At 65.5% G+C, this 22,654-nt stretch carries 18 protein-coding genes and 1 pseudogene; 13 read left to right on the top strand and 6 right to left on the bottom strand.

Annotated elements, in window-relative coordinates:
- Window positions 1–219: 219 nt before the first annotated feature.
- Window positions 220–819 carry a TetR/AcrR family transcriptional regulator gene (locus AC5Y4F_RS12115; RefSeq protein ID WP_499996888.1) on the top strand — a complete coding sequence of 200 codons (600 nt, stop codon included), beginning with the start codon at window positions 220–222 and terminating at the stop codon, window positions 817–819.
- A 64-nt stretch (window positions 820–883) separates the two neighbouring features.
- Here AC5Y4F_RS12115 and hisG read toward each other — a convergent pair whose 3' ends face one another.
- From hisG to AC5Y4F_RS12130, 3 genes are read right to left on the bottom strand one after another with little or no spacing between them, the layout of a single operon-like run.
- Window positions 884–1,738, bottom strand: a complete 855-nt coding sequence (hisG, locus tag AC5Y4F_RS12120) for an ATP phosphoribosyltransferase (RefSeq protein ID WP_067930515.1) — start codon at window positions 1,736–1,738, stop codon at window positions 884–886.
- A gap of 2 nt (window positions 1,739–1,740) precedes the next feature.
- Window positions 1,741–2,022, bottom strand: a complete 282-nt coding sequence (locus tag AC5Y4F_RS12125) for a phosphoribosyl-ATP diphosphatase (RefSeq protein WP_064885366.1) — start codon at window positions 2,020–2,022, stop codon at window positions 1,741–1,743.
- Between the two features lie 26 nt (window positions 2,023–2,048).
- The gene (locus tag AC5Y4F_RS12130) at window positions 2,049–2,681 is read right to left on the bottom strand and encodes a TetR family transcriptional regulator (protein ID WP_067930493.1); all 633 of its coding nucleotides are present in this window, start codon (window positions 2,679–2,681) and stop codon (window positions 2,049–2,051) included.
- Window positions 2,682–2,986: 305 nt separating this feature from the next.
- Here AC5Y4F_RS12130 and AC5Y4F_RS12135 point away from each other — a divergent pair, with 305 nt between their 5' ends.
- The 10 genes and pseudogenes from AC5Y4F_RS12135 (at window position 2,987) to AC5Y4F_RS12180 (ending at window position 13,528) form a co-directional block, all read left to right on the top strand.
- Entirely contained in the window at window positions 2,987–3,829 is an 843-nt protein-coding gene (locus AC5Y4F_RS12135; RefSeq protein ID WP_067930490.1) for an MlaE family ABC transporter permease, read from the top strand.
- Between the two features lies 1 nt (window position 3,830).
- Window positions 3,831–4,694: an ABC transporter permease gene (locus tag AC5Y4F_RS12140; RefSeq protein ID WP_067930487.1), complete on the top strand. Its 864-nt coding sequence runs from the start codon at window positions 3,831–3,833 to the stop codon at window positions 4,692–4,694.
- An 11-nt stretch (window positions 4,695–4,705) separates the two neighbouring features.
- Window positions 4,706–6,273, top strand: a pseudogene (locus tag AC5Y4F_RS12145) (MlaD family protein).
- Window positions 6,274–6,280: 7 nt separating this feature from the next.
- Window positions 6,281–7,336: an MlaD family protein gene (locus tag AC5Y4F_RS12150; RefSeq protein ID WP_067930481.1), complete on the top strand. Its 1,056-nt coding sequence runs from the start codon at window positions 6,281–6,283 to the stop codon at window positions 7,334–7,336.
- Window positions 7,329–8,384 (top strand): MCE family protein, encoded by a 1,056-nt coding sequence (locus tag AC5Y4F_RS12155; protein WP_499996890.1) that lies wholly within the window; start codon window positions 7,329–7,331, stop codon window positions 8,382–8,384. The genes AC5Y4F_RS12150 and AC5Y4F_RS12155 overlap by 8 nt, the downstream gene beginning before the upstream one ends.
- Entirely contained in the window at window positions 8,381–9,496 is a 1,116-nt protein-coding gene (locus AC5Y4F_RS12160; RefSeq protein WP_499996892.1) for an MCE family protein, read from the top strand. Before AC5Y4F_RS12155 ends, AC5Y4F_RS12160 begins: the two co-directional genes overlap by 4 nt.
- Complete coding sequence (locus tag AC5Y4F_RS12165) at window positions 9,493–10,731, top strand: MlaD family protein (protein WP_499996893.1); 1,239 nt, start codon at window positions 9,493–9,495, stop codon at window positions 10,729–10,731. Before AC5Y4F_RS12160 ends, AC5Y4F_RS12165 begins: the two co-directional genes overlap by 4 nt.
- Window positions 10,728–11,987: an MlaD family protein gene (locus tag AC5Y4F_RS12170; protein ID WP_499996895.1), complete on the top strand. Its 1,260-nt coding sequence runs from the start codon at window positions 10,728–10,730 to the stop codon at window positions 11,985–11,987. Before AC5Y4F_RS12165 ends, AC5Y4F_RS12170 begins: the two co-directional genes overlap by 4 nt.
- A gap of 26 nt (window positions 11,988–12,013) precedes the next feature.
- A complete protein-coding gene (locus tag AC5Y4F_RS12175) occupies window positions 12,014–12,742 on the top strand; it encodes an Rv1363c family protein (RefSeq protein ID WP_499996896.1) in 729 nt (242 codons plus the stop codon).
- Window positions 12,743–12,760: 18 nt separating this feature from the next.
- Window positions 12,761–13,528, top strand: coding sequence for a mannan-binding family protein (locus AC5Y4F_RS12180; RefSeq protein ID WP_067932098.1), 768 nt, complete (start codon window positions 12,761–12,763; stop codon window positions 13,526–13,528).
- 190 nt (window positions 13,529–13,718) lie between these two features.
- Here AC5Y4F_RS12180 and metH read toward each other — a convergent pair whose 3' ends face one another.
- A complete protein-coding gene (gene metH / locus AC5Y4F_RS12185; RefSeq protein ID WP_499997078.1) occupies window positions 13,719–17,390 on the bottom strand; it encodes a methionine synthase in 3,672 nt (1,223 codons plus the stop codon).
- 581 nt (window positions 17,391–17,971) lie between these two features.
- Between metH and AC5Y4F_RS12190 the strand changes: the two genes are divergently transcribed.
- Together AC5Y4F_RS12190 and AC5Y4F_RS12195 are read left to right on the top strand one after the other, a co-directional pair.
- Window positions 17,972–18,862, top strand: coding sequence for a PAC2 family protein (locus tag AC5Y4F_RS12190; RefSeq protein WP_197520488.1), 891 nt, complete (start codon window positions 17,972–17,974; stop codon window positions 18,860–18,862).
- 87 nt (window positions 18,863–18,949) lie between these two features.
- A complete protein-coding gene (locus AC5Y4F_RS12195) occupies window positions 18,950–20,407 on the top strand; it encodes an amino acid permease (RefSeq protein ID WP_499996898.1) in 1,458 nt (485 codons plus the stop codon).
- Here the strand turns inward: AC5Y4F_RS12195 and AC5Y4F_RS12200 are convergent.
- Window positions 20,404–21,282 carry an SDR family oxidoreductase gene (locus AC5Y4F_RS12200; protein WP_499996899.1) on the bottom strand — a complete coding sequence of 293 codons (879 nt, stop codon included), beginning with the start codon at window positions 21,280–21,282 and terminating at the stop codon, window positions 20,404–20,406. The two genes, AC5Y4F_RS12195 and AC5Y4F_RS12200, sit on opposite strands and share 4 nt — an antisense overlap.
- 31 nt (window positions 21,283–21,313) lie before the next feature.
- Window positions 21,314–22,549 carry a cysteine--1-D-myo-inosityl 2-amino-2-deoxy-alpha-D-glucopyranoside ligase gene (gene mshC, locus AC5Y4F_RS12205; protein WP_067932087.1) on the bottom strand — a complete coding sequence of 412 codons (1,236 nt, stop codon included), beginning with the start codon at window positions 22,547–22,549 and terminating at the stop codon, window positions 21,314–21,316.
- Window positions 22,550–22,654 lie beyond the last annotated feature (105 nt).

Raw genomic sequence — 22,654 nt, forward strand, 5'->3', positions numbered from 1 at the left:
TGGTTCATCGGTGGGTTGTGCCAGCGTAGCTGGCTGGCAGTAACCCACTGCGGTGGTGCAGGTGGATCTGTCGGCGAAATGCCAGCTATGAGTATGCGACATGCCGAGCGATCCCGTCGATCGACTCCTTTCGTCGTATGCGGAGCCCAGGCGTCCGCTCCACTTGCTATGTCTACAACTGTAGACTAGTCCGGGCCGCCGTTGTCTACACTCGCAGACATGGTGCATCCGAAAAAGCGGTCCGCGACCCCTCGCCCGCGAAACGCGGCCAAAACCCGCGCCGACATCCTGGCCTCAGCGCTACAGGCCTTCGCGCTTTACGGGTATGACCGCGTCGGGGTCCGCGACATCGCCCGTGACGCCGGTGTGACCGCGATGCTGATCAACCGCTACTTCGGCTCCAAGGAACAACTCTTCGCCGAAGTGGTCGAGGCGGCGTTTGCGCCGCCGGCGTTCTTCGCCAGCGAGCCCGAGGCACTGGCACGCGACGCTGCGGACAACCTCATTGCGCTCAGCGCACCCGACGCCGAGCAACTGGGCAGATTCCCGATCATGCTGCGATCGGTACCCAACCCGCGCGCCGCCCAGATCGTGCGCGATGCTCTCTCACGCCATGTCGCACGACGGCTCGCCTCCCAACTACCGGAACCGGACCAGCACCTCCGCACAGAGCTGATCCTGTCCGTCATCGCCGGCGTGTGGTTGATGCGAAGCGTCATCCAGACGCCGGCACTCACCGAAGCCGCGCCAGAAAACTTGACCGATGCGGTGTCCGCGGTCATTCAAACCATCATCGACATGCCCATGGACAGCGGCTGACGGTCCGGCACTAAGGTCAGCGCGGCCCAGACCTTCGTTATGCGGACCTGGTCACCGCGCGCGATCAGAAGCGGCAGAACCTGATGTCGGACGCCAAAATCGCTTTGGCGCCGATGGCGGCCAACTCGTCCATGATCTCGTTGACGCCCCGACGCGGCACCAGCGCGCGAATGGCGACCCAGTCGGGGTCGGCCAGGGGTGCGATGGTGGGCGACTCGAGCCCCGGCGTGATCGCCGTGGCCCTATCCTGCACCGAGCGGGGGCAGTCGTAATCGAGCATCAGATATTGCTGGCCGAACACCACGCCCTGAATCCGCGCTACCAATTGGTCACGCGCCGCTTGCGTCCCGGACTTACTGGTCTGGTCGCTCTCGATCAGCACCGCTTCGGAATCGCACAGCGGTTCGCCGAAGGCCTCGAGGTCATGCAGGCTCAGAGTGCGCCCGGAACCCACCACGTCGGCGATCGCGTCAGCCACGCCGAGTTGTATCGAGATCTCCACCGCGCCATCGAGTCTGATAACGGTCGCCTCAATACCCCTGCCCGCCAAGTCTTTTCGGACCAGATTAGGATAGGCGGTGGCGATCCGTCTGCCGGCCAGGTCGGCGATCTTCCAGCCGCACCCCGCCGGTCCGGCGTAGCGAAAGCTCGACGAGCCGAACCCGAGCGCCAGGCGTTCGCGCACCGGTGCGTCGGAATCGCCCACCAGGTCCCGGCCGGTGATGCCGAAATCCAGTTCTCCCGAACCCACGTAGATGGCAATGTCTTTGGGCCGCAGGAAGAAGAACTCAACCTGGTTCACGGGGTCAATGACGGTCAGGTCTTTGGTGTCGGTGCGCCGCCGGTATCCCGCCTCGGCGAGGATCTCGCTGGCCGGCTCGCTCAGCGTGCCCTTGTTGGGGACCGCAACCCGCAGCATGGTCATAGCTTCCGATAAACGTCGTCGAGGGTCAGCCCGCGGGCCACCATCAATACCTGCGTCCAATAGAGCAACTGGCTGATTTCCCCGGCCAGCGCGTCGTCAGATTCGTGTTCGGCGGCCAGCCACACTTCGCCGGCTTCCTCGAGGATCTTTTTGCCCAGCCCGTGGACGCCACCGTCCAGTGCGGCAACCGTCGCACTGCCGGCCGGCCGGGTACGGGCACGCTCGCCAAGTTCGGCGAACAGATCCTCGAAGGTCTTCACGGCCAGCGATTGTTTCACGCCGTGGCCAGCAAAGTCACGGCGGTTTAGCACCGGCGGGGTTTTGAGCCGCTTCGTCCCTCGAATCCGGCGAGCGTGATCCGCAGCGCTTCCTCCAACCGCACGTGAAATGGTGGGCTCTCGGCGGTGTTGGAGGTCAACCACCCATCGAGCACGAATTGCACTGTGGCCAAACTGGTGTGGACCAACAGCGCGGGCCGAATGTCAACCGCCGCATCAACATGCATCCGGTGTGCGACTTGCTCGATCAGCGTGCCGTGATCTGTTTCGCTGACCAACACTGATTTGGTCAACAAGTGGGGGGCGGTTGCCACGGCAAGGCGCCAGGTATCAAGGTTGTCAATCTCGCTGATATCCATGGCGCGCGTGACGAAGAGCTGGATCAAGGCTTCAACGGGTGACTCGTGGGGCGGCCTGGCGCTGTAGGCACCCACGATCTCGGAGGCCGCCTCGCGGACGGGATCGACCAGCAATCCCTCCTTGGTCGGCGCGTACCGGAAATACGTGCTGATGGAGATGCCGGCGGCCGAGGCGATGTCCTCGGTCGTCACCGCCTCGAAACCGCGCTCGGCGAACAGTTGATGCGCGGTCTGTTGAATGTGGGAAAGCAGCTCAGCACGGCGTCGGTCGCGCAGCGAACCGGTGTTTGCTGAGGCCATGCCACCACCTTAGTCGATCCGGTAATAGGACCGCACGAAGCCGTCCAGCGACGAATTCAGATGAGTGACTCTACACTATTGAAAGTCCCTATCAAGTAGGCTAGTGTGAGGCGGCACACACCGATGAGCTGCGGAGTCCCGGCGCTTGTTGACACTATTTTAATAAGGATAGGGTCCAACGGTCGCGCAATGGCCTCCGCTCGGCACTCACGACTTAGGGGTGGGAAGAGCGCCGATGAAGGCGGTAGCTGGTACGCGACGACCCGCGCCATGGCTTTGCTAGACGGACCGCAGGTCACGCCGCTATGACGACGGCACAGCTTGATGGCGTCAACGCGATCAAGAACTGGTCCGTCGGTTACGTCAAACGTCACCCGGTCGCCTCGCTGACGACGGTAGGTGAACAGTTCGTTCTCGGGGTGCGAACCGCTCAATACTTCTTCTACGACCTGGTGACCGGGCGATTCCAGTGGCAGGAGTTCGTCCGGCAGGGCGCGTTCATGGCCGGCACCGCCGTGTTGCCGACGATCCTGGTGTCGCTGCCGATCAGCGTCACCCTGTCCATCCAGTTCGCGTTGCTGGCCGGCCAGGTCGGTGCCACGTCACTGGCCGGGGCTGCCAGCGGGCTCGCGGTCATCCGGCAGGGGGCCTCGCTGGTGGCCGCGGTCCTCATGGCATCTGCGGTCGGGTCGGCGATCACGGCCGACCTTGGTTCGCGAACGATGCGCGAGGAAACCGACGCAATGGAGGTGATGGGCGTCTCGGTTGTCCGCCGCCTGGTCGTCCCCCGCTTCGCCGCGGCGGTGATGATCGGGGTGGCCCTTACCGGCGTCGTGTGCTTCGCCGGATTCTTCGCGAGCTACATGTTCAACGTCTACTTCCAGAACGGCGCACCTGGCAGCTTCGTATCGACGTTCGCGTCGTTCGCGACAACCGGCGACATGGTCTTGGCGCTGATCAAAGCCATCGTGTTCGGCGCCATCGTCGCCATCGTCTCGAGCCAAAAAGGCTTGTCCACCAAGGGTGGACCGACCGGGGTCGCGAATTCCGTGAATGCCGCCGTGGTGGAGGCGATCCTGCTGTTGATGATCGTCAACGTCGCGATCAGCCAGCTCTACATCATGTTGTCACCCAGGACGGGACTATGACGTGACGGCATCCGCCTACCGGCCTTTCGCACCGATTTCGACGCCGCTCGTCCGGGTTTACCGACGGGGCAGAGTGCCGATCATCCGGCTCGGCCACCTGCTCGTCTTCTTCGTCCGCGCGCTGGTCGCCGTGCCACTGGCCTTGCGGCAGTACAGCGCCGAATTCCTGCGGCTGCTGTCGAACATCACCTGGGGCAACGGCTCGATCGTGGTGGGTGGGGGAACCGCCGGTGTGGCCGTCGTGCTCGGCATGACCGTCGGCGCCCTCGTCGGCATCGAGGGCTACAACTTCCTGGACCTGCTCGGACTCGGGCCCGCCACCGGGTTCGTCTCGTCGTTGGTCAACACCCGCGAACTGGCTCCCCTGATGGCGTCGCTCGCGTTCGCCATGCAGGGTGGTTGCCGCTTCACCGCGCAGTTGGGATCCATGCGTATCGCCGAGGAGATCGACGCGATGGAATCGATTGCCATCCGCCCAATCCCCTACCTGGTGACCACCCGGTTGATCGCTTCGGTGGTGGCGATCGTCCCGCTGTACGCCGCTTGCCTGGCGATCGGATACCTGAGCACACAGATCGTTGTCGGCATCGGCAGCGGCGGGTCGACCGGTTCCTACCTGCACTACTTCACGCTGATGTTGGCCGGCCAGGACATCGTCTATTCGTTGATCAAGGCCGTCATCTTCGTGTGGATCGCCTCCACGATCCAGTGCTACTACGGGTATTACGCCAGCGGCGGGCCCGAGGGCGTAGGGGTCGCCGCTGGGCACGGTATGCGGGCCAGCATCACCGTCGTGATCATCGTGAACATGCTGCTCACCATGGCGCTTTGGGGTGTCGACTCCGGCGCGAGGTTCGGTGGCTAGGTCGGTGGAACATGCCCAATTCCATTGAGCTGGACGGCCGCGGCCCCACCGACCGGCAGCTGCTGGGCATCGGCGTTGCGGTAATCGTGGTCAGCGCCCTGATCACCACGGCGATGCTGGTCAAATCCACTGGCAGACTTAATGATTACGTGCGGGTGGTTGCCGACCTGGTCAACGTGGGTGATGGCCTTCCGCAGAAGTCCGACGTCAAATACCACGGCGTGCTCGTCGGAATGGTCAACGACGTCGTCCCGGCTGCCCACCCAAGCGCAATTACGTCCACATCGACCTCAAAGAGGAATACGCCAAGTCGATTCCGGCGAGCGTGACGGCACGCGTGGTACCCAGCAACGTTTTTGCCGTTTCGTCGGTCCAACTGGTAGGCAAGGGCTCCGGTGCAAAAATCCGCGACGGCGCCCACATCCTGGAGGACAAGCGGCTGCCGACCGTGCTGTTCCAGACGACTGTCAGCAAGCTGCGTGACCTGCTCGCCGCGGCGGGCCGTGGCCGCGACGACAGGTCCGTCGGGATCCTAGCCGCCCTGGGCGCCGCCACCGACCACCGCCGCGTGACCCTGCTGAACGCCGGCGCGCAACTGAACCGCGCTCTCGATCAACTGAATTCGATTGTCAGCACCGACACCGGCCCCTCGACGGTGTCGGCGCTGCTGGACGCGACGACCGGTCTCGCGCAGACGGCACCCGATCTCCTCGACGCGTTGCATCAGGCCGTCGAGCCGATGCGGACGTTCACCGAGAGCCGCGGGCAGTTGGCCTCGCTGCTGTCGGGCGCCGACTACACCGTCGGCACGACACGTCAATCCTTGGACAACCACATCGATCAACTGATCAGGATCACCACCGATTTCACACCGGTGCTGGGCATCTTGGCGCAGAAATCGAACAACTTCGTGCCCGCCGTCGCCAAGCTGGACAACCTGGCCAATCAGTTCATGGAACAGGTGTGGAACCCGCGCACGAACGTGGGCAACATGCGCGCGATGCTTACCTTCACGCCCAGTTCCACCTACACCCGCGCCGACTGTCCCCATTACGGCGAGCTCAAAGGACCCAGCTGCTTTACCGCACCGCTGATCCCGGTACGACCCGATCTGCCCGAGGTGCTGCTGCCACAGAACTACCATCCGCCCAAGGATCTGGCTCCGCCGCCCGGCACCGTGATCGGCCCGGACGGAAACCTGGTGGCGGTGGGGCCGCCGCTGATCAACCCCACCCCCAACCTGACCGATCCCAATCCGCCGCTGGCCCCTGGTATTACACCGTCACCACCAGTACCCGGCAGCGCGAATCCCGACAACCCCTCACCCGGGGCGCCGGCGACACCACAACCACACCAGCCGTGGGTCGCGCCGGTGGCACCCAAGGCGCCGTGGATTCCACAGGCCTCGTACCGGGCCTCTTTCGGGGGCAACGTGGGCCCCGTTGGGAGCCAGTACGAACGAAACATGCTCGGCGTCATCACCGGCGCCCCCGCAACCGAAGCCACCGAGTTGCTGCTGGGCCCGGTCGCCCGCGGAACCACGGTGTCACTGACTCATCCACCCGGGGAGGGCAAGTGAGATTTCGATGAGGTTTCGAGGCCCACTCATCGCGCTGACGCTGTTCATGATCGTCTCGTTGACGCTGACCTGGCTGGTGTACGTGAGCCTGCGGCGCGACGTAGCCGGCAACACGGCCAGGTATTCGGCGGTGTTCACCGACGTGTACGGGCTCCGCGAAGGCGACGACGTTCGCGTGGCCGGGGTTCGCGTGGGCCGCGTTGAAAAGGTGGAACTCGACGGGACACTGGCGAAGGTCTCCTTTGTCGTGCAGTCCGAACAGCGGTTGTTCGGAAACACACTCGCGTCGGTGACCTATCAGAACATCGTCGGGCAGCGTTACCTCGGACTGTCCATCGGCAAGGAGGGCAGTCCGCAGCTGCTACCACCGGGCAGCACGATCCCGGTGGAACGCACCGAACCGTCTTTCGACGTGACCACGCTGCTCAACGGCTACGAACCCCTGTTCAGCCTGCTTAACCCGCATGACGCCGACAACCTCACCAAGGGCATCATTCAGTCCTTGCAGGGCGACACGTCATCGCTCGCCACGTTGGTCGGTCAGACCTCTACGCTCACAGAGACTTTCGCCGGCCGCGATCAGGCCCTCGGCAGCGTGATCACCAATCTCGACAAGGTGGTCGGCAACCTCGCCCAACAGAACGACAACCTCGACGGAGTCATCACGCAGACCCGCAGCGTCGTCGGCGAGCTCGACCGGCGCCGTCCGGACCTTGTCGCCTCGGTGGGTTCATTGGCTCGGGTGACCGGTCGGCTGTCTACCTCCGCGACGGATGTGTATCCGGCACTGCGCGAATTCATCGACCGTCAGCCCGGTGTCGCCAGACACGTCATGGACGTCGAGCCGCAGGTGGCGTTCTTCGGCGACAACATCCCGCTGCTGCTGAAAGGCCTTATCCGGGTGGGCAATCAGGGTGCCTATGGCAACGCCTACGTGTGTGACGTGAACTTCATGGGGTTCTTCCCCGGGCTCAACGATGTGGTGCCGATCATCATCAACGCCGCCACCCCGGGCAACAAGGCCTGGCACACCCCGAGGTGTAGGAGCACAGTCGATGGCTGACCCGTGGGTACGGCAACGGCTTTCGGGGATGCGGAAGCGTCCGCTGGAGAGCTACAACAAGACCTGGCTCGGGTTCATCGCCGTCGCGGTCGTCGCGGTGGTGATTTCGGTCATGCTGCTGGTTCATGCGATCGGCGCCGGTTACCGGCATTACACCGCGGAATTTCTCCAGGCGGCCTCCCTGCGCGCCGGCAACCCGATCGTGGTCGCGGGCATCCCGGTGGGCAACGTCACCAGCATGAAACTCGTCGGCGACCATGTCGAGGCTGGCTTGAAGGTGCGCGACGACATCAAGCTGGGCAAGGACTCCCGAGCTCAGATCAGGGTTACCACCATCCTGGGTTCGCGCTACCTCGCCCTGGAACCCAGGGGCCCGGCCCGCCTGCCTCACGAGACCTTCGACCTGGCGCACACCGAAGTGCCCTACGACCTGCAGGCCGCGTTGCAGGATGCCACCACCACTTTCGAGCAGGTGGACTCCGACAGGTTCGCGCAGTCGCTGGCGGTGCTGGGCAAGCAGCTCGAGGGTCTGCCCGCCGTTGTGCCGCAGGCGATCACGAACATCAACACGCTGTCCTCGATCATCGCGGTACGACGCGACCAGCTCGGACAGCTGCTCCGCAGCACCGAGCAGGTGACCAACACGTTGCGGCGCCAACAGGCCGGCATCGGCGCCCTGGTGGACCAGGGACAAGACCTGTTGGGCCAATTCGTCGCGCGGCGTGCCGTTTTTCACGCGATGATGCAGTCGTTGTCGAGCCTGGTCGACACCATGAGCCAGGTCGTGGTCAATGATCGCTCGGGCCTGGACGCGCTGATCAAAGACATGCGCGACTTCACCAACCTGATGTCTGAACACGACGACCTGCTGCACAGCATGCTGCAGACCAGCCCGATCTTTTTCCGCGAGGCCGCCAACCTCACCGGTGAGGGCAACGCGGTCAACTTCAACGCCCCCAATGTCCCGCTGATCGACTCCTGGATGTGCGCGATCAGCGGCCGTGCCAAGCAGTTCGGCATGATCCAGTACTTCAAGGACTGCAAGTGAGGGGGCTGGGCGCCAAGGCGCTGGCCATCGTCGCCGCGGTCGCGGTCATCGCCGCGGCGGTCGGTATCGGCTGGTGGACCTTGGGCTCCGACGAGGACACGATCACCCTGACCGCCCAATTCGACAGCGCCTCAGGGCTTTACGAGGGCAACGAGGTGGCGGTGCTGGGCATGCCGGTGGGCAAGATCACCAAGATCAACGCCAAGGGCGGCTATGTCGAAGTCGAGTTCACCGTCGACCGGCACGTCAAAGTGCCGGTCACCGCTCAGGCCGTCACGGTGTCGACCTCCATCCTCACCGACCGCCAGATCGAGCTCACGCCGCCGTATCGCGGCGGTCCGACCCTGCAGAACCACGACACCATCGGGCTGCCCCGGACCAAGACACCCGTCGAATTCAGCAGCGTCCTCAATGTTTTGGACAAGGTGACCAAGTCGCTCGAGGGTGATGGCCACGGTGGCGGGCCGATCGCCGACGTGCTGGGCGGTGGCGCCGAGGTGGTCAACGGCAACGGCGAAAAGATCAAGGCGGCGCTGGGTGAGCTGTCCAAGGCCCTGCGGCTGTCCAGCGACGGCGGCGCGGCAACCCGCGAGCAGATCACCACGATCGTGAAGAACATCAGCACGCTCTTCGATGCTGTGGCCGCCAACGACACGAAGTTGCGCGAATTCGCTTCCACCATCCACCAAGTCAGCCAGATCATGGCCGACGAGGACCTTGGCAGCGGCAGCACGGGGCGCAAACTGGACCAGCTGATCCAGCGGGCCGGCGACCTGCTCGACGAAAACCGGGACAGCGTCAAGCAGACCGTGCTCCACGGCAATGACACACTGAAGACGGTGACCGACCAGCGGCGCGACCTGGCCGAGCTTTTGGATCTGGCCCCGTTGGTGGCAGACAACGCCTACAACATGATCGACCGGGCGAACGGCAGCGTGCGGGCCCGCTTCCTCACGGATCGGTTGCTCTTCGACAGCCAGTACACCAAAGAGATCTGCAACCTGATGGGCCTTCGCCAACTGGGCTGCAGCACGGGGACCATCCAGGACTTCGGCCCCGATTTCGGGTTGACGTATGTGCTCGATGGCATGGCCGCCATGGGGCAGAAATGATGCCGACGGGGGCGCGGGGCATGTTGACGGCGGTGGCCGCGGCGATGGTCACCGCAGGCTGCGCCACGAACGGCCTTGCCAGCCTGCCTCTTCCGGCCCCGGGCCTCGGCTCGGGAGGCTATTCGCTGAACGCGGTCTTCTCCAACGCGTTGAACCTGCCGATGAACGCCAAGGTCAAGCTCGCCGGCGCCGACGTCGGGCAGCTCGAATCGATGGTCGCACGCAACTACACCGCAGTCACCCGGCTGCGCATCCGTGACGGCGTGCAACTGCCCCGGGGCAGCACCGCCGAATTGCGCACCGCGACACCGCTTGGCGACGTGTTCGTGGCGCTGAAGCCTCCCGCTGACGATCCCGCCGACACGCCGATGCTGCGCGACGGCGACACGATCGGGCTGGATTCGACCGCGGCCGCCGCGACCGTCGAGTCGGTGCTGAGCTCGGCGGCGATTCTGGTGAACGGCGGCGCGGTTCGCAATTTCACCAACATCATCAATGGATTCGGCAAGGCGACCGGCGAGCAGGGCCAGGCGTTCGGAGACATGATCCGCAAGTCCAACGAACTGCTCGGCACGTTGGACGGCCGGTCGGATCAGATTTCGCATGCGCTGACCCAATTGTCAAGGCTGGCCGACCAACTCGATGCCAAGAACCAGACCATCAGCGACCTGATGGCGGCCGCCAGCCCCGCCACTTCAGCCCTTGCCGATAACACCAGTCAACTTTCCGATCTGGCCGTCCAGGTGGGCGACACCTCCCGGCTGCTGGCCAGGTTCCCGTCAATCGGCGGGACCGACACCAGCGGCCGCAGCGTGATCCGCGACCTGAATACGATTGCCGGCGCCGCCAACGACGTTGCGATGAGCCCGGATACCAGCTGGCTGTCGGTCAATCGGCTGATCCCACCACTGGTCAAATCTACGGCGGGGAACTCGATTTCGGTGAATGTCGGTGTCGACAAGATCATGCTTGGGTCGCTGCCCGATATCGGATTCCCCGGTGACATCGGGCTGCACGGACCGCACCACTACAACGTGAACCTGCTCGTCGGCACCCTCAAGTACACGCTGTGGCGGCTGCAGGAACGCGTGGTCGGCCGGGGGCCGAATTCGCCACAGGTTCCGGTCATTCCGGACCCCAACATCCCGGGCCAAATCGATGTCGCCCCCGGCCCCCCGCCGGCCCCGGCCCCGCCACCGGCCGGGCCGCCGCCACCACCGGGATCGCAGCCATGATGCGCGCCGTCGCCAACTGCGCCAACGTCGTTGTCCGCGCGGTGCGCACCGGTCACCGGCAACAGGTTTGGCTGTCGGTCGCCGGCTTGGTGCTCATCCTCGTCGTGGCGACCGCCTATCTGCTCATCGGAGCGCTACGGGTGAAGCCCTTCGCCTCGTCCTACCGGGTCACCGTGCAGCTGGCGGAATCCGGCGGCTTGCTGCCCAATCAGGACGTCGCACTGCGCGGGGTGCGGATCGGCCGCGTGGAGTCGCTGCAGATCACCGACAACGGGGTGAACGCCGTCGCCAGCATCACGTCGAAGGTGCGGATCCCGGCGAACAGCGTCGTACACGTGTCGGCACTCTCGCCGGCCGGAGAGCAGTACATCAACTTCGAAGCCGCGTCGGACGCCGGGCCGTACCTGCACGACGGCAGCCTCATCGCCCTGGACCACACCACCGTGCCGGTCAGCTTGGCACAGTTGCTCGGCGACGCCGACGGGCTGCTGGCCCAGGTCGACCCGCACAAAATCGAGTTGATCAAGAAGGAATTGAGCCTGAGCAAGGAGGGGCCGGCGAAGTTGACTGCCATCGTCGACGGCGGCACGTTCCTGCTATCGACGCTGGATTCGGTGCTGCCCCAAACCACCAGCATCATCAAGACAAGCCGCGTCGTGCTCACCCTGGCCAGCGACAAGAACAACGGATTGGGCGCCACCGCAACCGAACTCAACCAGACACTGACCGGTGTGGCCCGAATGCAGGCCGGCTACCGTCGGCTGACTCAGCAGACGCCGCGCACCCTTTCGGCGGTCGACAATCTGTTCGCGGATAACTCCGACACCATGGTGCAGTTGCTGGGCAGCATGGCCACCATGTCGCAGCTGCTCTATCTGCGGGTGCCGGCGCTCAACGCGTTGTTCCCCGATTACCGCGGGTCGGTATTGGACGCGGTGACGAGCGCCTTCCACGACGGCGGTGTCTGGGCGACGGCCGATTTGTATCCCCGCTACGTCTGCGACTACGGGACACCGGCGCACGCTTCGTCGGCCGCCGACTACTACGAGCCGTTCATGTACACGTACTGCCGCGACGACGACCCGGCGGTCTCGATCCGCGGCGCCAAGAACGCGCCTCGCCCGGGGGGCGACGACACCGCCGGTCCCCCGCCCGGCGCCAACTTGGGCCAGCGGACCGACCCGACGCCGCGGGGCCGCTACACCATTCCCACCCCCTACGGCGGGCCACAGCTGCCGATCGAACCGCCGCACTGAGCATTGAACCCATCGACCTTTAGGAGATGATCGTGGTCGTGACCACCAAGAAGAACCCGAAAGCCGAAACCCCCACGGAATCGGCTGCCGAGGCACCGGAAGTCGTCAGCGAAGATTCCGAGGAGGTGCGAGCCGGGGAGGAGCGTGTCGACGAATCCGCCGACGCGCCCGACGATTCGGCAGACGACACGACCACGGACGAAGGTGACGAGCACACCGACGGCGAGGACGAACAAGGCGGTCTGCTCAAACGCAAGACTGAGCGCGCCAAGCGGCCCTGGCGCCGGTACCTGCGCCGCAGCGCGCTGCCGGTGTTACTCGTTGCTTCACTTGCCGTTTCGGGCTATCTCGGGTGGCGCCAGTGGCAGGACCACCAGGTGAAGGCGGCGGGTGAGCAGGCTCAACAGGCGGCCATCGCCTATGCGCAGGTGCTGACGAGCATCGATTCGAACAAGGTCGACGAGAACTTCAAGCAGGTGCTCGACGGCGCGACCGGCGAATTCAAGGACATGTACACCCAGTCCAGCGTCAAACTCCGGCAGCTGTTGATCGACAACAAGGCGACCGCCCACGGAGTGGTGGTCGACTCGGCCATTCAGACCGAATCCACCGACAGGGTCGTCGTGCTGCTCTTCATCGACCAGACCGTCACCAACACGGCCGCACCCGACCCGCGCATCGACCGCAGCAGGATCAAGATGACCATGGAGAAGGTCGACGGTCGGTGGCGGGCAAGCAAAGTCCAACTCCTCTGAGGCGAGCGGAGCCATCTCATGTTCAAGAGACTGTCGGCGGCGTTCGTATTGGCCGCGGCCGCAACCATTCCCAGCACCGCCACCACGCACGCGTCGGCGCCGTCATTCTGCGGCGAGCTCGGCGGTAATTGGGACGGCCAGTATTGCCACAGCGCGGTGACCTCGGAACGCAACGCCGTGCGCGACATCAAGGTCGCCGTGCCCGACGATCTGGTCGACAATCCGACCACCGGCCCGGTGGTCCGGGACTACCTGCGCACCCTGGTCGGCAACTGGAAGGCGGCCAACGGCAGCATGGCCGCCGACAGTTACGGCGAGGAGAACTTCGAGGTTTTCCGGCACGGCAATCTGCTCAGCGCCGTGTTCCACGAGGACTATCACGCCGACGGGCCGAAGCCCAACAACGCCTACCGGACCTTCACCTTCGACATGGCAGCGGGCAGACGGGTGCAGCTCGCCGACCTGACGACGTCGAACCCGCTGACCGCGATCCCACCGCTGGCTGCGCCATTCATCGACACGGCGCTCAATCAGGCTCCGCCACCGCATGATCCGGGCACATACCCGTTTATTCTCGACCGTTGGACTCCCGACAAGGTCTACTCGGGCGCGTACAAGGCGTGGGCGCTGACGCCCGACGAATTGATCCTCTACATGCCCGACTATCCGGTCGGCCACGACGAGCCGATCAACTTCTCCCCCGGCCTGCCGCAGTGGTTCATGGACGGCGGCACCGTGCAGGCGCACATCCCGCTATCCGCGTTGAGCCCGGTGATGCGCGTCTAATACGGGACCGACTCACACGAGTCACACCAGTCCCCGAGTCCGGCAACCATCGATGTGCCCGCCTTCGAGCGACACTTCCCCCCCGGCGGGATCGGTTGTCTCAAAGGCGGGCAAACTGTTTACCTGCCGCGACCGAGACTCGTGTGACAGCCCGAACTCGTGTGAAGGCTGGACTCACCGGCGCCCGGGCTCAGTCCTCCGGGTTGTAGCCGAGGTTGGGCGCGAGCCAGCGCTCGGCTTCGGCCAGGGTCCAGCCCTTGCGCTTCGCATAGTCGGCGACCTGGTCCTGGGCCATCCGGCCGACCACGAAGTACTGCGACTGCGGGTGCGAGAAATACCAGCCGCTGACGGCGGCACCGGGCCACATCGCCATTGACTCGGTCAGCTCGATGCCGGTCCGCTCCCGGACGTCCATCAACTTCCAGAGCGTCACCTTCTCGGTGTGCTCCGGGCAGGCCGGGTAGCCGGGGGCGGGACGGATTCCCCTGTACTTCTCATCGATGAGTGCCTCGTTGTCCAGCTGCTCGTCCGGCTGGAATCCCCAGAACTCCTTGCGGACGCGTTGGTGCATCCGTTCGGCGAAGGCCTCCGCCAGCCGGTCGGCGACCGACTCCAGCAGGATCGCGCTGTAGTCGTCGAGGGCCGCCTTGAACTCCGCGATCTTCTCCTGGCTGCCGAGCCCGGCGGTGACGGCGAAGGCGCCGATGTAGTCCCGGAGACCCGTTTCTTTGGGGGCGATGTAGTCGGTCAGCGACCGGTTCGGGATGCCGTCGCGGTGCTCGCCCTGCTGGCGCAGGTTGTGCAACGTGGTCAGCACCTCGGTACGAGTGTCGTCGGTGTACACCTCGATGTCTTCAACACCCGAGCCGACCGCGTTTGCCGGGAAGAACCCGATCACCCCGTTGGCGGTCAGCCACTTCTCCTTGATCAGGGTGTCCAGCATCTCCTGGGCGTCGTCATACAGCTTGCGGGCCGCCTCGCCCGACGCGGGGTTGTTGAGGATGTCGGGGAAGCGGCCCTTCATCTCCCAGGCGTTGAAGAACGGCTGCCAGTCAATGTACTCGCGCAACTCGGCGATGTCGTAGTCTTGAAATTCGCGCACTCCCGCGCCGATAACGGGGACCGGCGGCGTGTAGCCGTCCCACTCGATCGGCGTCCGGTTGGCGCGGGCCTTCTCCAGCGTGACCATCGGCCGCTCGTTCTTCTGCGCGTGCCGTTCGCGCAGCGACGCGTAGTCCTTCTCCGTCGCCTCCAGCAGGGCGGGACGCTGCTTGTCGTCGAGGAGCGCGGCGGCGACCGGCACCGAGCGGGACGCGTCCTTGACCCAGACCACCGGACCGCTACGACGCGGCGATATCTTCACGGCCGTGTGTGCGCGCGAGGTGGTCGCGCCACCGATCAGCAGCGGGATCTCGAGGCCCTCGCGTTCCATCTCGACAGCGAAGTTGGCCATTTCGTCCAGCGACGGGGTGATCAGGCCGGACAACCCGATGATGTCGGCGTCGTGCTCCTTCGCCGCGTCGAGGATCTTCTGGGCGGGCACCATCACCCCGAGGTCGATCACTTCGAAGTTGTTGCACTGCAGCACGACCCCGACGATGTTCTTGCCGATGTCGTGGACGTCACCCTTCACGGTCGCCATCACGATCGTGCCGTTGGTGTCCTTGCCGGCGGTTGCGCCAGACTCCTCCTTCTCCGCCTCGATGAACGGCAGCAGGTAGGCGACGGCCTTCTTCATCACCCGGGCCGACTTCACCACTTGGGGCAGGAACATCTTGCCCGAGCCGAAGAGGTCACCGACGACGTTCATGCCGTCCATCAGCGGGCCCTCGATCACCTCGATCGGCCGCCCTCCCGCGGCGGCGATCTCGGCCCGCAATTCCTCGGTGTCGTCGTCGACGTGGGCGTCGATGCCCTTGACCAGGGCGTGCGTGATCCGCTCGCGGACCGGCAGGCCACGCCACTCGGCCGCCGTCGGATCCTCGGACTTCCCCGAACTGTTGAACCGTTCGGCGATTTCCAGGAGCCGTTCGGCCGCGTCCTCACGACGGTTCAGGACGACGTCCTCGATGCGGTCCCGCAGCTCGGGATCGATCGAGTCGTAGGGCACCAGCGCACCGGCATTGACGATGCCCATGTCGAGGCCGGCCTTGATGGCGTGGAACAGGAACACCGAGTGGATCGCCTCGCGGACCGGGTTGTTACCCCGGAACGAGAACGACACGTTCGAGATGCCGCCGGAGATGTGCACCCCCGGCAGGTTCTCCTTGATCCAGGCGCAGGCCTCGATGAAGTCGATCCCGTAGGTCGCGTGCTCCTCGATGCCGGTTGCCAGCGCGAAGCAGTTCGGGTCGAAGATGATGTCTTCGGGCGGGAAGCCGACCTCTTCGGTCAGGATCCGGTAGGCGCGCCCGCAGATCTGTTTGCGGCGCTCCAGGTTGTCGGCCTGACCCTGCTCGTCGAAGGCCATCACCACGACGGCCGCGCCGTACTTGCGGCACAGCCGTGCCTCGCGAACGAACTTCTCCTCGCCCTCCTTCATGGAGATCGAGTTGACGATCGGCTTGCCCTGCACGTTCTTCAGGCCCGCCTCGATGACCTCGAACTTGGAGGAGTCGATCATCACCGGAACGCGGCTGATGTCCGGCTCGGCCGCGACCAGCTTGGTGAACCGGTCCATCGCGGCGACGCCGTCGATCATGCCCTCGTCCATGTTGATGTCGATGACCTGCGCGCCGACCTCGACCTGCTGCAGGGCGACGGACAGTGCGGTGTCGTAGTCCTCGGCCTTGATCAGGTTGCGGAACCGCGCGGAGCCGGTGATGTTGGTGCGCTCACCGATGTTCACGAACAGGGAGTCGTCGGTGATGTTGAGCGGCTCGAGGCCCGAGAGCCGGGTGGCCACCGGGATCTCCGGCACCTCGCGCGGCGGTTTGCCCTCGACGACCTTGGCGATCTCGGCGATGTGCGGCGGCGCCGTTCCGCAGCAACCACCGACCAGGTTGACCAGGCCGGCCTCGGCGAAGTCGGCGATGTAGCCGGCCTGACGCTCCGGGGTCTCGTCGTATTCGCCGAAGGCGTTCGGCAGGCCGGCGTTCGGGTAGCAGGAGACGAAGGTGTCCGCGATCCGCGACATCTCGGCGATGTAGGGCCTCATCTCCGGCGCGCCCAGCGCACAGTTGAGGCCGACCGCGATCGGCCTCGCGTGCCTGATTGAGTTCCAGAACGCCTCGGTGACCTGACCGGACAACGTCCGCCCGGAGGCATCGGTGATGGTGCCCGAGATGATCACCGGCCAGCGTCGTCCGCGCTCCTCGAACAGCGTTTCGACGGCGAACACCGCCGCCTTGGCGTTCAGCGAGTCGAAGATCGTCTCGATGACGAGCAGGTCGGCACCGCCGTCGACCAGACCGTTGGCGGACTCGAGGTAGGCGGCGACCAGCCGGTCGTAGGAGACGTTGCGGGCACCGGGGTCGTTGACGTCCGGTGAGATCGACGCGGTCCGCGTCGTCGGCCCGATTGCACCCGCGACGTAGCGCGGCTTCTCCGCGGTGCTGAATTCGTCGGCGGCTTTGCGGGCCAGGGCGGCGCCGGCGTAGTTCAGCTCGTAGCTCAGGTCCGCCATGTCGTAATCGGACAGCGAGATCGCGTTCGCGTTGAACGTGTTGGTTTCCAGGATGTCGGCGCCCGCCTCGAGGTATTCGCGGTGGATTCCCTCGATGATCTGCGGCTGCGTCACGTTGAGCAGGTCGTTGTTGCCCTGAAGAGCGGTCGGCCACTCCGTGAACCGGTCGCCGCGGTACCCGGCCTCGTCCGGCCGGTCGCGCTGGATCGCGGTCCCCATCGCGCCGTCGATCACCATGATCCGCTGGCGCAGAGCTGTCGTCAGTTCGTCGGTGCAATCGGGGCGGATGTTCGGCGCGAAGGTGCCGCTCTCAGGGGTGTTCGGCTTAGCGGCGTTCACGTACGTTCCTTCCGTAGCGGAAGGCGTCCTTGACTCTGCCGAGCGTGGCGGATACCGGCGGCGAACCGGAACCGTTGCAACGCCTCTCGACCAGAAAAGTCTACGTCGTCACCCGATCGACGTCTGGACGCCCAACTCATCGCCGCGATCGACAGTTCGCGAATGCTGGCGGCGAGGTACTTACCGAGATTAACCAGTTTGCAGCCGAACGTATTTCGTCTTCCCCGCGTCGACGCCTGTTGTCGTAGTCGTCCAGGCTCAAATCGGCGGCCTGCGACTGCGTACCCGACGCGCCGCGGCCGGTTACCAACCGCGGCGCCGGGGTGGTGCGGGCAACCGCGTCGTAGCGGTGATCGTCGGCGGCAGTCACGAGATAAGCATAGTCGTCCTATGTAAAGCCGCCGGTTGAGCGTCAATCGGCCGGCAATCCGCGGCCATCGCGGCCCGAACATCGGGCCGTGAGGCCGTACGCTGATTCTGTGACCCCGCCCGACGGCCCCCCCTTCGGCAAAGCCGCGTTGCCCGAACTGCACCACACCGTCGTCGTGGCTGCGTTCGAGGGCTGGAACGACGCCGGCGACGCGGCCAGTGACGCGCTCGACCACCTAGAAGCCATCTGGGAGGCCGACCCGATCTTAGAGATCGACGACGAGGCGTACTACGACTACCAGGTGAATCGCCCGGTGATCCGGCAGGTGGATGGGGTGACTCGCGAGCTGGTGTGGCCTGCCATGCGGATCTCGCATTGCCGGCCCCCGGGCAGCGACCGCGACGTCGTGTTGATGCACGGGGTCGAACCCAACATGCGCTGGCGCACCTTCTGCTCGGAGTTGGTGGCCATCGCCGACAAGCTCAACGTGGACACCGTGGTGATCCTGGGCGCACTGCTGGCCGACACCCCACACACCCGACCGGTCCCGGTGTCGGGCGCGGCCTACTCCCCCGAGTCCGCGAAACGCTTCGGCCTCGAGGAAAGCCGCTACGAGGGCCCGACCGGCATCGCCGGGGTGTTTCAGGATTCGTGCGTGGCCGCCGGGATCCCCGCGGTGACGTTCTGGGCGGCGGTGCCGCACTACGTCTCGCAGCCGCCGAACCCGAAAGCGACGGTGGCCCTGCTGCGCCGCGTCGAAGACGTGCTCGACATCGAGGTGCCGCTGGCCGACCTGCCGACGGACGCCGAGGACTGGGAGCAGGCGGTCACCGAGATGACCGCCGAGGACGAGGACCTGGCCGAGTATGTGCAATCGCTCGAGCAACGCGGCGATGCCGAGGTCGACATGAACGACGCCTTGGGCAAGATCGACGGCGACGCGCTGGCGGCCGAGTTCGAGCGCTATCTGCGCCGGCGGCGCCCCGGGTTCGGGCGCTAACGCTCGGTCACCGCGATCGCCGGCCAATTTGCCGTCGACCGATCAACTACGGAAGCATCGCTTCGCGACCTACCGATTGGACATTTCATGGCCGCGTTGCCTAGTGACGGCAACCCAGACCCCGTAGTCGGCGATTTAGTCGGCGATTTAGGCGAAGACGCCGGTTACCGCAAGGGGCTCAAGCCCCGGCAAGTGCAGATGATCGGCATCGGCGGCGCGATCGGTTCCGGGTTGTTCCTAGGTGCCGGCGGCCGGCTGGCCAAGGGGGGACCAGGGATGTTCCTGGTGTACGCGGTGTGCGGCGTTTTCGTCTTCCTGATTCTGCGAGCGCTGGGCGAATTGGTCCTGCATCGCCCGACGTCCGGCTCGTTCGTGTCCTATTCCCGCGAATTCTTCGGCGAGAAGGCCGCCTACGGCATCGGCTGGATGTACTTCCTCGGCTGGTCGATGACGGCCATCGTCGACACCACCGCGATCGCCACCTATCTGCGCCGGTGGACGACCTTCGAATCGATCCCGCAGTGGGTGCTGGCGCTGCTCGCCCTCATCGTCGTGCTGTCGATGAACCTGATCTCGGTGGAGTGGTTTGGTGAACTGGAATTCTGGGCGGCGCTGGTCAAGGTGCTCGCGCTTGTCGCCTTCCTGGTCGTCGGGATCGTCTTTCTCGCCGGCCGCTACCGGATCGAGGGCCGCAGCATTGGACTGAGTCTGTGGACCGACCACGGCGGACTGTTTCCCTCCGGCGTGCTAGCGGTCCTGCTGACCACGTCCGGCGTCGTGTTCGCCTATGCGGCCATCGAATTGGTGGGCACGGCCGCTGGGGAGACGGCCGAGCCGGAGAAGGTCATGCCGCGCGCCATCAACGCGGTGATCGCGCGCATCGCGATCTTCTACGTCGGGTCGGTGGCGCTGCTGGCGTTGCTGCTGCCGTACACGTCCTACACGGCCACCGAAAGTCCCTTCGTCACATTCTTTTCCAAGATCGGTTTCCACGCCGCGGGGGACCTGATGAACGTGGTGGTGCTCACCGCCGCGCTGTCGAGCCTGAATGCGGGGCTGTATTCCACCGGTCGCATCATGCATTCGATGGCGTTCAGTGGCAGCGGGCCAAGGTTTGCGACCCGGATGTCCAAGAGCGGGGTGCCCTATGTCGGCATCACGATGGCCGGCGCCATCTGCCTGCTCGGCATCGCCTTGAACGCCGTCAAGCCCGGCCAGGCCTTCGAGATCGTGCTCAATATCGTGGCGCCGGGCATCATCGCGTGCTGGGCGACGATCGTGCTGTGTCAGTTGCGCGCCTACCGACTGGCCAAGGCCGGCGTCATCCAGCGACCACGGTTTCGGATGCCGTGGGCTCCGTATTCCGGTTACCTCACTTTGGCGTTCTTGGCCGGCGTCCTGGTCATGATGGCCTTCGACAAGGAGACCGGCACCTGGACCATTGCGACGGTGGTGGTGGTCGTGCCGGCCCTGAGCGCCGGATGGTTCCTGGTGCGCAACCGGGTAGCGGCCGTCGCTTCGGAACGCGCGGCTCAGACCAGCTAGGACGCGCCGAGGTCGCGGTTGTAGGCGCTGGTGGAGCGGCCCAGCGCGGCGACCTGGGCGTCCAGTTGGGGCAACAGCTCGGCAGTCGATTTGTGCAGGGGCATTTCGCCAACGGGGCTGGACAGCACGGGCTTCACCCAACGGAACAGGGCTACCCAGCGCGGGCAGTAGACGCGGGTGCGACGGCGCGCAATGCCCGTGACGAAAGCGGCCGCGCACTTGTCGACGGTCGTCGTCTTGTTCAGCGGCCACGGAAAACTGGCCAGCAGCTGGTTGAAGGCGGACAGGTCGGATTGGGTGTCGCGGACCAGGGCGGTGTCGATCCAGGACATGTGCGCCGAGCCGACCGTGACGCCCTGGTGGGCCACCTCCAGCCGCAGGGCGTTGGCCAGCATCTCGACGCCCGCCTTGGACGCGTTGTAGGGCGCGAGGCCGGGGCAGGCGGTGTAGGCGGCCAGCGACGAGACGATGAGCACGTAGCCGCGACGCTCGATCAGCGCCGGCAACGTGGCGCGCGCAGTGTGAAACACGCCGAGGACGTTGATGTCGAGCACCCGTCTGAACGCGTCGGGGTCGACTTGGGCCACCGATCCATAACTCATGATGCCGGCGTTGGCCACCACCACGTCGATGCCGCCGAATCGCTCGACCGCTCGGTCGGCGGCGGCCTGCATGGCGGGCAGATCACGCACGTCGGCGACGGCGGTCAGCACCCGGTCGTCGCCGAGTTCGGCGGCGAGCGCGCTCAGCTCGACTTGGTTGAGATCGGTCAGCACAAGCTTGGCGCCCTTGGCGCACAGCCGGCGAGCGGTCTCGGCCCCGATCCCCCGGGCGCCGCCGGTGATGAAAACGACTTGGTCCCGCAGCGATTTCATGTTCCCAACGTACCGCTGGGGACGCCATCGGCTAGACGTCTACTCCCAGCAGCGCATCGATGGCGGTCCTCACCAGCCGCGGCGCCTCGGCGTCGTGGCCACCGTATTCCAGTGCGTCGGTGGTCCAACCATCAAGTGCGGCAAGAGCTTTGGGCGTATCCAGGTCATCGGCCAGGTATTGGCGCACCCGCGCGATCACGTCGGCGGCATCCGGACCCGCAGGCAGCGCGGTCGCGTCGCGCCAGCGCCGCAGCCGGACGATGGCTTCGTCGAGTACCTGATCGCTCCAGTACCGGTCCCCGCGGTAGTGGCCGGCCAGCAGCCCCAACCGGATGGTCGCCGGCTCGACACCCCGGGCGCGCAGGTGCGACACCAACACCAGGTTGCCCCGGCTCTTGGACATCTTGTGCCCGTCCCAGCCGATCATCCCGGCGTGCACGTAATGGCGCGCGAATCTCCGCTCGCCGCGGACACATTCGGCGTGGGCGGCGGTGAATTCGTGATGCGGGAAGATCAGGTCGCTGCCCCCACCCTGGATGTCCAAACCGCTTCCGATGCGGCTTAGCGCGATCGCCGCGCATTCGACATGCCAGCCCGGGCGGCCAGGACCGAACGGTGACGGCCAGCTGGGCTCCCCGGGCCGCGCAGCCCGCCACAGTAGGGCGTCGAGCTCATCGGTCTTGCCGGGCCGCTGTGGGTCGCCGCCTCGCTCGGCGAACAGCCGCAGCATGGTGTCCCGGTCATAACCGGATTCGTAGCCGAACTGCGGCGTGGCGTCGGCGCGGTAGTAGACGTCCGGGTATTCGCCGTCGACGACGTAGGCCGCGCCCGACGCCAACATCTTCTCGACGAGTTCGACCACCTCGGCTATCGCCTCGGTCGCCCCGACATATTCGCGGGGTGCCAGGATGCGCAGCGCCGCCATGTCTTCCCGGTACAGGGATACCTCTCGCTCGGCCAGGACGCGCCAGTCGATGCCGTCGCGCTCGGCGCGCTCCAACAGCGGGTCGTCGACGTCGGTGACGTTCTGGACGTAGTGGACATCGTGGCCGAGATCCAGCCACTGCCGGTAGATGAGATCGAATGCCAGATAGGTAGCCGCGTGGCCCAAGTGGGTCGCGTCGTACGGCGTGATGCCGCAGACATACATCGTGGCGGTCGAGCCGGCGGCCACGGGACGCACCTGCCGGTCAGACGTGTCATACAGGCGAAGCTCCGGACCGCGCCCCGACAACACGGGTACCGGTGGGGAAGACCACGACTGCATGGCAATCAGCCTAGGCGCGCCGACGACGCGGCCTGCGTGGCGGGCTGAGGAGGAGGCGCGCAGCGACGCGCGGCCGCGCGCCGCACGTCCGACCACCTGCCACCC

The sequence above is a fragment of the Mycobacterium sp. NGS56 genome, assembly GCF_059812425.1.